11 protein-coding genes are annotated in these 9,861 nt (G+C 62.7%); 6 read left to right on the top strand and 5 right to left on the bottom strand.

The annotated features are described in order from the left end of the window. Positions 1–75 precede the first annotated feature (75 nt). Positions 76–549 carry a GatB/YqeY domain-containing protein gene (locus VOI29_RS18845; RefSeq protein ID WP_024090914.1) on the bottom strand — a complete coding sequence of 158 codons (474 nt, stop codon included), beginning with the start codon at positions 547–549 and terminating at the stop codon, positions 76–78. Positions 550–730: 181 nt separating this feature from the next. On the opposite strand from VOI29_RS18845, the gene carA reads away from it, so the two are divergent. Further along, positions 731–1,891 (top strand): glutamine-hydrolyzing carbamoyl-phosphate synthase small subunit, encoded by a 1,161-nt coding sequence (gene carA / locus VOI29_RS18840; RefSeq protein ID WP_323782225.1) that lies wholly within the window; start codon positions 731–733, stop codon positions 1,889–1,891. Between the two features lie 108 nt (positions 1,892–1,999). Beyond that, positions 2,000–3,937: a glycosyltransferase gene (locus VOI29_RS18835; RefSeq protein ID WP_323782222.1), complete on the top strand. Its 1,938-nt coding sequence runs from the start codon at positions 2,000–2,002 to the stop codon at positions 3,935–3,937. Here the strand turns inward: VOI29_RS18835 and VOI29_RS18830 are convergent. Further along, a complete protein-coding gene (locus VOI29_RS18830) occupies positions 3,897–4,541 on the bottom strand; it encodes a GntR family transcriptional regulator (protein ID WP_024090917.1) in 645 nt (214 codons plus the stop codon). The two genes, VOI29_RS18835 and VOI29_RS18830, sit on opposite strands and share 41 nt — an antisense overlap. 142 nt (positions 4,542–4,683) lie before the next feature. Here VOI29_RS18830 and VOI29_RS18825 point away from each other — a divergent pair, with 142 nt between their 5' ends. From VOI29_RS18825 to VOI29_RS18815, 3 genes are all read left to right on the top strand, one after another. Beyond that, a complete protein-coding gene (locus VOI29_RS18825) occupies positions 4,684–5,328 on the top strand; it encodes a pyrimidine 5'-nucleotidase (protein ID WP_323782219.1) in 645 nt (214 codons plus the stop codon). A 163-nt stretch (positions 5,329–5,491) separates the two neighbouring features. After that, positions 5,492–5,740 (top strand): hypothetical protein, encoded by a 249-nt coding sequence (locus VOI29_RS18820; RefSeq protein WP_323782216.1) that lies wholly within the window; start codon positions 5,492–5,494, stop codon positions 5,738–5,740. A gap of 79 nt (positions 5,741–5,819) precedes the next feature. Further along, positions 5,820–7,016, top strand: coding sequence for a UbiH/UbiF family hydroxylase (locus VOI29_RS18815; protein WP_323782212.1), 1,197 nt, complete (start codon positions 5,820–5,822; stop codon positions 7,014–7,016). A gap of 78 nt (positions 7,017–7,094) precedes the next feature. Here the strand turns inward: VOI29_RS18815 and VOI29_RS18810 are convergent, their stop codons facing one another. The 3 genes from VOI29_RS18810 to VOI29_RS18800 all read right to left on the bottom strand — a co-directional run bounded on the left by VOI29_RS18810 (position 7,095) and on the right by VOI29_RS18800 (position 9,328). Beyond that, entirely contained in the window at positions 7,095–8,219 is a 1,125-nt protein-coding gene (locus VOI29_RS18810; RefSeq protein ID WP_323782209.1) for an aminotransferase class V-fold PLP-dependent enzyme, read from the bottom strand. 198 nt (positions 8,220–8,417) lie between these two features. Next, entirely contained in the window at positions 8,418–8,876 is a 459-nt protein-coding gene (locus VOI29_RS18805) for an Lrp/AsnC family transcriptional regulator (protein WP_323782206.1), read from the bottom strand. Beyond that, entirely contained in the window at positions 8,873–9,328 is a 456-nt protein-coding gene (locus tag VOI29_RS18800) for an Lrp/AsnC family transcriptional regulator (RefSeq protein ID WP_323782203.1), read from the bottom strand. The genes VOI29_RS18805 and VOI29_RS18800 overlap by 4 nt, the downstream gene beginning before the upstream one ends. A 132-nt stretch (positions 9,329–9,460) precedes the next feature. Between VOI29_RS18800 and VOI29_RS18795 the strand changes: the two genes are divergently transcribed. Next, positions 9,461–9,861, top strand: a 401-nt coding sequence (locus VOI29_RS18795; protein WP_323782229.1) for an NAD(P)-dependent oxidoreductase, incomplete at its 3' end; no start/stop codon positions are given.

Here is a 9,861-nt window from a genome sequence, read left to right as displayed (position 1 = left end):
CCTCTTCCTCTTTGTCAAAAAATACTCGCACCGCAGGCACCGCGCCAGCGCGGTATCATCCCGGGCAGCCGAGGATCAGCAATCGCCCTTGCTGCAAAGCTGGTCCTTGACCAAGGGCCCGGCTTTGCCGAAATCCATCTGGCCGGTGTATTTCGCCTTCAGCGCACCCATCACCTTGCCCATGTCGCGAATCGATTCGGCACCGGTTTCTGCCACCGCCGCAGTGATGGCCTCGCCGACCTCCTCGTCGCTCAGCTGCTGCGGCAGGAACTCCTCAATAATAGCGATTTCGCCCAGTTCCCGCTCCGCCAGATCCAGCCGCCCGCCTTCCTCATAGGCACGGGCGCTTTCATTGCGTTGCTTGGTCATCTTGCCCAGGATGGCAAGGATTTCTCCCTCGTCGATGCCGCCCTCCTCGCCATCGGCGCGGGCGGCGATTTCCCGGTCCTTGATCGCCGCATTGATCAGCCGCAGCGTGCACAGCCGCTCCGCTGCCTTGTCTTTCATCGCTTGCTTCAAGGCCTGATTGACCTGTGTGCGCGTATCCATCGTAATAAGCATCCCATGGTTGCCGGACACTGATGGTTATCCATTCTGCCGCTGCTGTGCAAGTTTACTATCTGCTGGCACCGGGACGGCTGCCGCGCCGGCCTGCCCGCTGGTGCAGGCTTGACCCGCTGGGGCGCTCCCCTTACAAGCCCATGAATTTCACCGCATGGAGACTCGCGCAATGGCCGCTTCCGCCCCGTCCAAGCCCACCGCATGCCTGGCGCTCGCAGATGGCACCGTCTTTTTCGGCACCGGTTTCGGCGCCACTGGCGACACGGTGGCGGAGCTCTGCTTCAACACCGCGATGACCGGCTATCAGGAGATCATGACCGACCCCTCCTATGCCGGCCAGATCGTCACATTCACCTTCCCCCATATCGGCAACACCGGCGTGACGCCCGAGGATGACGAGACCGTCGCCCCCGTCGCCGCAGGCATGGTGGTGAAATGGGATCCGACGCTGGCCTCCAACTGGCGCGCCACCGAGGAGCTGAAGGACTGGCTCACCCGCACCGGGCGCATCGCCATCGGCGGCATCGACACCCGCCGCCTGACCCGCGCGATCCGCCAGCAAGGCGCACCGCATGCGGCCCTGGCCCACGACCCGGAGGGCAACTTCGACGTTGAGGCGCTGGTTGCCAAGGCGCGGGAATGGCCCGGGCTGGAAGGCATGGATCTGGCCAAAGACGTGTCCTGCGCCCAAAGCTACCGCTGGGACGAAATGCGCTGGGCCTGGCCGGACGGCTATGACCGCCAGGAAGCGCCTGCGCATAGGGTCGTGGCCGTCGACTATGGCGCCAAGCGCAATATCCTGCGTTGCCTGGCGTCGGCCGGATGCGACGTCACTGTGCTGCCTGCCACCGCCACCGCCGAAGAGGTTCTGGCCCATAAGCCAGACGGGGTATTCCTATCCAACGGGCCCGGCGACCCTGCCGCCACCGGTGAATACGCGGTGCCGATGATTCAGGACGTCCTGAAAACCGATCTGCCGGTTTTCGGCATTTGCCTCGGCCACCAGATGCTGGCGCTGGCTCTGGGCGCAAAGACCGTCAAAATGAACCACGGCCATCACGGCGCCAACCACCCGGTCAAGGAGCATTCCACCGGCAAGGTCGAGATCACCTCGATGAACCATGGCTTTGCCGTGGATGCTCAGACCCTGCCGGAAGGGGTAGAAGAGACCCATGTTTCGCTGTTTGACGGCTCCAACTGCGGTATCCGCATTTCCGGCCGCCCGGTCTACTCGGTACAGCACCACCCCGAGGCCAGCCCCGGCCCGCAGGACAGCTTTTACCTGTTCGAACGCTTTGCCGAAGCCATGGCCGCGCGCAAATCTTCGTAAAAAACCTGTTAACCACGCTTTAGAACAGCATGGTTAACGCCGCATTTACCAATTCTTAAGCCCCCGCCACCAGCCTGAAGCCCTCAATGTTTTTGTTAAGGGGTGGCGATGGTTTTTTTATCTCAGCCGCTGCGGCAGTTCCGCCCGCCGCGGCCCGCCGGGGAGGGGTCTCCGGGGCTGCCGCCACCAGTGGATGGCCGTAGCATGATGAAGGCGCTGGTGCTGCGCCAGCACCAGAAAGCTGCCCTTGGGCGGGTGCTGGTGGCCGAGGGTCTGGCCAGCGAAGACCAGGTTCAGGACACGCTGGCCCGGCAATTCCGGATGCAGCGCGCCGACCTGACCGGCCAGGTCCCCAATTCCCGGTTGCTGGCCCGCAAACCCGCTCAGTTCTGGTTGCGCCACGCTGCGCTTCCATGGCTGCAATTCGGCCAGACCGTTACCGTTGCCATCGCCCACCCGGACCGGTTCGAGACGCTGCGCGGTGAGTTGCAGGACCGTTTTGACCGCATCACCCCGGTGCTGGCCTGCGAAGCGCAGATCACCGCTCTGCTGACCGCACATTTCAGCCCCGCCCTGGTGCGCCAGGCCAGCTGCAGCGTGGTCCCGCGGCAAAGCTGCCGCACACTGCAGCCTGCAAAGGGCCGCGCACTGCTTTCAGCCTGTGCCTTGCCCGCGTTTTATCTTGGCTGGACCGCCCCGGCGGCGGTCTTCACTGCTCTCAGCCTGCTGGCACTGCTGTCGGTGCTGCTGTTCACGATGCTGAAGCTTTGCGGGCTTTCTGCCTATTGGTCCGGCCGCCCCCCCCGGCAGTCCCCGCCGCAAAAGCCCGTCCCCTGTCAAACCGGCTTGGGAAACCGGCCCGGCATTTCAATCCTGGTGCCGCTGTACCAAGAGGCCGAGATCAGCCGGGCCCTGCTTACCCGCATCCGCAAGCTCAGCTACCCGCGGGCCTTGACCGATGTGATCCTGGTGCTCGAGGAACATGACACCGTTACCCGGGCTGCCCTTGCGGGCGCCCGCCTGCCGCCTTGGATCCGGGTGGTCGAGGTTCCGGCTTTTGGCGGGCTGACGACAAAGCCGCGGGCGATGAACTATGCGCTGAACTTTTGCCGCGGCGACATCATCGGCGTCTGGGACGCCGAGGACGCGCCGCAGGCGGACCAGCTGGACAAAGTGGCGCAGGCCTTTGCCCGCGCGGACAGGAAAACCGTCTGCTTTCAGGGTGTATTGGACTACTACAATCCTGGCACCAATTGGATTTCCCGCTGTTTCACGCTGGAATATGCCAGCTGGTTCCGCATCGTTCTGCACGGTATTTCCCGGTTTGGCCTGGTGGTGCCGTTGGGTGGTACGACAATGTTCATCCGCCGCAAGGTGCTAGAAGAGTTGGGCGGCTGGGATGCACACAACGTCACCGAAGATGCGGATCTGGGTGTCAGGCTCTACCGCGCCGGCTACCGCACCGGAATGCTGCCCAGCACCACATTCGAGGAGGCGAACTGCCGCCCCTGGCCCTGGGTCAAACAGCGCTCGCGCTGGCTGAAAGGGTTCATGGTGACCTATTTGGTGCATATGCGCGAGCCGCTGCGGCTGCGGGGTGAGCTTGGCTGGAAACGCTTCCTGGGCTTTCAGGCCTTCTTCCTGGGCACAATCGGGCAGTTCCTGTTTGCGCCGCTGTTGTGGTCGTTCTGGCTGATCACGCTTGGCCTGCCGCACCCCAGCGCAGGCACGGCTTCGCCGCTGATGCTGTCCCTGGCAGCGGCGGCGCTGGTGTTCTTTGAACTTCTGGGTCTGATCATCAGCATCACTGCTGCTTTTGCCATGGGACGGCCCTGGCTGGCAGCCTGGGCCCCAGCAATGATCCTGTATTTTCCGATGGGGGCCGTCGCCATCGCCAAGGCCACGCATGAACTGCTCGTCCGCCCCTTTTTCTGGGACAAGACGGCGCACTGCATCAAACCCGGCGCCACCCCCCGCCGCTGGCGCTTGCCGCGGCTCCGGCGGTTCATCCCCGCCCGCTGGCGTCCTGCTTCAGCCGGGTCATGAAAGCGATCGAGATATGTTCCTTCAGCGCTTCGCCCGCTGCTGCCTCGTCGCGGCGGCCGATTGCATCAACGATCCCCTTGTGCTCGGACTGGGCAATCTCGCTGCGGCCCTCGGCGGCCAGCGAGGTCGTTGCCATCAGCGCCATAGTCCGGTGCACCAGGTCCAGCTGCTGCACCAGATAGCGGTTGTGCGACGCCAAGTGGATCTGTTCATGGAACCGGCGGTTGGCCTTGGACAGCGCCGACGGATCTCCGACCAGCTGGTTATCGGCCTCGACCATTTCCTTCAGCACCTTGATCTCTTCTTCGGTGGCATGACGCGCCGCCAGCTGAGCTGCCAGTCCCTCCAGCTCACGCCGCACCACATACAGCTCGGCCATCTGGTTGTGGTCCAGCGAGGCGACAATCAGCGACCGTCCGTCACGCTCCAGAAGTGATTGCGTCTCCAGCCGCTGCAGCGCCTCTCGGATCGGGGTGCGCGACACGCCAAAACGCTCGGCCAGATCGCTTTCCACCAGCCGGTCGCCGGGTTTGTAAACGCCGACGTCGATCGCCTCTAGGATCAGCGCATAGGCATCTTTCTGGTTGCTGCGGCTCTGGCTCATGGGTCTTCCTGTCATTTCCGGTTTGCCAATCTCTACAGCGCATAGGGCAGCAATCAACCCTGATGGCGCCAATGTGCCGAAAACCCGCAGTCTAAATGCGCTTTTGATTGCAATGCCAGTCTTCGCCCCCTAATCCGGCCCTATGCCCAAGCACGCTTTTTCCCATGTCACCCAATGGGTGTTCGACCTCGACAACACCCTCTATCCGCCCTCGGCCCGCCTGTTTGACCAGATCGAGGTCAAGATGACGGCCTTTGTGATGGAGGCCCTGGGGGTGGACAAGGCCAAGGCCGACCATCTGCGCAGCTATTACTGGCGCGAACATGGCACCACGCTGGCCGGGCTGATGCGCGAACACGATCTGGATCCGGCCCCCTATCTGGTGGCAGTGCATGACATTTCGATGGAGCATCTGGAAAAGGATGCGGTGCTGGCTGCCAACATTAACAATCTGCCTGGCAAAAAATTCGTCTACACCAATGGCACGGCCCCTTATGCTGAACGGGTGCTGGCCGCCCGCGGGCTGTCGGGGCTGTTTGACGGCGTTTATGGCGTCGAACACGCGGATTACCACCCCAAACCGGAACGCCGCGCCTTTGACCGGGTTTTTGCCCGCGCTGGCGTGAACCCGGAACAGGCGGCAATGTTCGAGGATGACGCCCGCAACCTCGCTGCTCCGCACCAGATGGGAATGCGCACGGTGCATGTGGCGCCGGAGCCGGTCAGAGCCGCGCACATCCACCATCATTCGGACGATCTGGCTGGCTTTCTGGCCGCTCTGACCTGAACTCCGGCCGCTGCCGACGGCGCGATAGGACGCCGTTCGCCGCATGGCTGAATGTGCACAACCGCATGCCGGCAATTCTGCGCACCTGCGGCAAAATATACCTGTTTGCTGCAAGCTATCGTCCTTATATGCGCCGCAGAGACGATCTTCTGGAGCCCGACCGATGAGCGCATATGTCCTTCCCGAACGCCTGACCCTGATGCAACGCATACTTTTTTCCGTGCCGCTGCTGGGGCGGATGATCAAGGAGGTCGCCTACGGCCCGGAAGAAAACCTGTATTACGCGATTGCGACCCTGATCAGCCTTTGGGGCTGTTCGATCCTGTTGTTCGGCATTCCCGGGCTTTATATTCCGGCGGTCTGCATGGTGCCGGTGGTGTTCACGCTGCTGATTACCATTACCCGCGGCTAAGCGCCCTTTCTGCCGGTACCGGCTTGTCTTACTCTGCCGTCAGGGCCTATCTCTGGCCCCAGAACGGAGGGCTGACGAGATGGCCGATACCTGCGATATTCTGATTTCCGGAGGCGGCATTGCGGGTCTGACCGCAGCCGCCGCTTTTGCGTCCAGCGGTTTTTCCGTGATCTGCACCGATCCCGCACCGCCAGTGACAGAGCGCGACGCCGCAGGCTCTGACCTGCGCACCACCGCCTTCCTGCAGCCCGCGCAGGCGCTGCTGGAACGTTGCGCGATCTGGCCGCGGCTGGCGGATCACGCCACACCCCTACAGATCATGCGCATTGTCGATGCCGGCGGCACCCGCCCCGAGCCGCGGGTGGTCAAGGATTTCAACGCCGCCGATATCTCCGGCCAACCGTTCGGCTGGAACCTGCCCAACTGGCTGTTGCGGCGCGAGCTGATTGCCCGGCTGGACGGCATGTCCAATGTCGATTTGCGTTTCGGCACCGGCACCACCGGGCTGTTCACCCGTACCGATAGTGCCCGCGTCACCCTTAGCGACGGCAGCCAGGTCACGGCCAAACTGGTGGTGGCCTGCGACGGGCGCACTTCACCAATGCGCGAGGCGGCGGGCATTCCGGTAAAGACCACCCGTTACGGTCAAAAGGCGCTGGCCTTCGCGGTCACCCACACGGTGCCGCACGAAAATGTCTCTACTGAGATCCATCGCTCCGGCGGGCCGTTCACTTTGGTGCCGCTGCCCGATCACCTGGGCCAGCCGTCCTCTGCGATTGTCTGGATGGAGCGGGGTCCCCGAGCGCAGGAGCTGCTGAACCTCGAACCAGCCGCCTTTGAGGCGGCCATGACGGACCGCAGCTGCGGTTTGTTCGGCGACCTGAAGCTGGCGTCGCGCCGCACCATCTGGCCGATCATCAGCCAGTCGGCGGAGCGGCTCAACGGCGAGCGGCTGGCGCTGATGGCCGAGGCCGCCCATGTGGTGCCGCCAATCGGCGCGCAGGGACTGAATATGTCGCTGGGCGATTTGCGCAGCCTACTAGAACTGGCCGCCGCCCGCCCCGAAGGCCTTGGCGATGCGCAGATGCTGGCCGCCTACCATAAGGCGCGCCACAACGAGATCCTGCTGCGGGTGAAGGGCATCGACCTGCTCAACCGCACCTCGATGCTGGCGCCGCGCCCGCTGCGCGACCTGCGCGCCTTTGGTCTCAATGCGCTTTACTCGCTGGCGCCCGTGCGCAAGACGCTGATGCAGATGGGATTGGGCGTTAAGTAGGGACTACCGGCTTTCCCGAAGGGGAAAGCCGGTGCCTCCGGCGGGAGTAATTTCCGGAAAGATGAAAGACCGGTGCCTTTACAGCACCTGATCGGCGACGGTTTTCAGCCGTGCGATCGTGGCATCCACATCATACAGCTTGTCGAGACCGAACAGACCCAAGCGGAAAGTGCGGAAATCCGCGGGCTCGTCGCACTGCAGCGGCACGCCAGCCGCGATCTGCGTGCCCAGAGCGAGGAACTTCTTGCCGTTCTGCACGTCCGGGTCGCCGGTGTAGCTCACCACCACGCCCGGCGCGCCAAAGCCCTCTGCGGCAACCGAGGTGATACCCTTGTCCTTCAGCATCGCCCGCACGCCTTTGCCCAGCGCCCATTGTGCGTCGCGCAGCTTCTCAAAGCCGTACTCCCGGGTCTCCAGCATGGTGTCGCGGAACGCCTTCAGCGCATCGGTCGGCATAGTGGCATGATAGGCGTGACCGCCGTCCTCATAGGCCTTCATGATCGTGCGCCACTGTTTCAGATTGATGGCAAAGCTATCCGAGACGGTCTCTTCAAGACGCGCCAGCGCCCGTTCCGAGAACATGACCAGACCAGCGGAGGGCGAGGCGCTCCAGCCCTTTTGCGGTGCGGAGATCAGCACATCGACGCCGGTCGCCTTCATGTCTATCCAGGCACAGCCCGAGGCGATGCAATCAAGCACCACCAGCGCGCCGACTTCATGCGCAGCGGCCGCCATTGCGGTCACGTAATCGTCGGGCAGGATCACCCCCGCTGCGGTTTCCACATGCGGGGCAAAGACGATATCCGGTTTCTGCTCCTTGATTGCGGCCACCACGTCACCAATCGGCGCGGGCTCAAACGGCGAGGCCGATTCATTGCCGGTGCGGCGTGCCTTCATCACGGTCGAAGACGCGGTAAAGCTGCCGGCCTCAAATATCTGGCTCCAACGGTAGGAGAACCAGCCATTGCGCACCACCAGTGCATTTGCGCCGCGGGCGAACTGCCGTGCCACCGCCTCCATCGCGAAGGTTCCACCGCCCGGCACCAGCGCCACGGCTTCGGCGTTATAGACCTCTTTCAGCATCGCATTAATGTCCAGCATCACGCCTTGGAAGGTCTTGGACATATGGTTGAGCGAACGGTCGGTGAAAACCACCGAAAATTCATCCAGACCCTGCGGGTCAACGGTATTGAGCAATGCCATCTTGGCCTCCGTGAAAATTCTCTTGAAACGGCTAGCCGGTGCCGCCGGGTTTGGCAAAGCCTACTTTGGCATACAACTGGGCAACCGCCTTCCGAAGGGAGATATTGACGGCAGCCCGCCAAAAAGACAGCCCAGCCACGACAGAAACCCCGCGTATTTGCGCCAAGCCGGTTTCACATCGGCAACAAAGTTGCGGGTTCAGCCCAGCGGCCCCGGCCTGCGCTCCTCGCTCAAGAGCACATTGGCATCGACACTGCCGACTCCCGGCAGCGTCATCACCCGGCGGCGCAACACGCGTTCGAAATCGGAAATATCGCGCGCCGTCACCCGCAGGCGGTAATCATACATGCCCAACACATGCTCCACCGTCTGAACTTCGGGGATGGCCGAGACAGCGCGTTCGAAATCCTCCAAACTGACCCGGCCCTTGGTGGCAAGCTTTACACCCAGAAACACCGTCACGCCAAAGCCCAGCTTTTCCGTGTCGAGATCCAGCCTGCGGCCTGCGATGATGCCCGCCTCCTGCAGGCGTTTTATGCGCCGCCAGGTGGCGGGCTGGCTGAGGCCCAGCTTTCGCCCCAGCGCCCCCGCAGAGCGGCTGGCATCCTCGGCCAAGGCCCGCAGCAGGCCAAAATCAATCTCATCCAAGGCGGTCATACCGGCAATACCTCATCCGATTTGATCCGCGACACGTGCATCAGCGCCTCGATGTCGGCGATATGCGGCAGGTTCAGGATGGCGGCCCGGTAAATCTGCTGATAATGCGGCATATCGCGTGCGATCACAGAAAGCCGCACGTCGACCTGGCCGAGAAAAGTCTGGATTTCCAGCACCTCCGGGATCTTGCGCGCAGCGCCGATGAATTCGTCAAAGGCACGCGGGTTGGTCTTCTCCAGCGTCACCCGCAGCGAGACTTCCACCTCATATCCCAGCGCGCGCCAGTCGATTATCGCCCGCTGGCCCAGGATCACGCCCGTCTCGCGTAGCTTCTCCAGCCGCCGCGACAGGCGCGAGGCAGTCATACCCAGCCGTTCAGCCAAATCCGGAATCGGTTGCCCCGGCTCGCTTTGCAGATGGCGGAGAATGCGCCGGTCGAGATCATCAAGCATGAACTTATCACTATCACGGGAAAATACGAATAACTACCGCAAAAAATCCGACTATTTCATGCGGAACGGCAATCGTCTTCCCGGCCCACTTCCCTATGATACCCTCAAACACCAATGGAAAGGACGTGGATCATGCGCGTTTATTACGACCGCGATTGCGATGTGAACCTGATCAAGGACAAGAAAGTGGCCATCCTGGGCTATGGCTCCCAGGGCCACGCGCACGCGCTGAACCTGCGCGACTCCGGCGCCAAGAACCTTGTCGTCGCCCTGCGCGAAGGCTCCCCCTCGGCCAAGAAAGCCGAAGGCGAAGGCCTGAAGGTCATGGGCATCGCTGAAGCCGCAGCCTGGTGCGACGTGATCATGTTTACCATGCCCGACGAACTGCAGGCAGATACCTATAAAAAATACGTCCACGACAACATCCGCCCGGGCGCAGCGATTGCATTCGCCCACGGCCTGAACGTCCACTTCGGCCTGATCGAGCCGAAAGAAGGCGTCGACGTCATCATGATGGCCCCCAAAGGCCCGGG

The sequence above is a fragment of the Leisingera sp. genome (genome assembly GCF_034669605.1).
Lineage (GTDB): Bacteria > Pseudomonadota > Alphaproteobacteria > Rhodobacterales > Rhodobacteraceae > Leisingera.
This window is presented reverse-complemented; position numbering and strand designations above follow the sequence as displayed.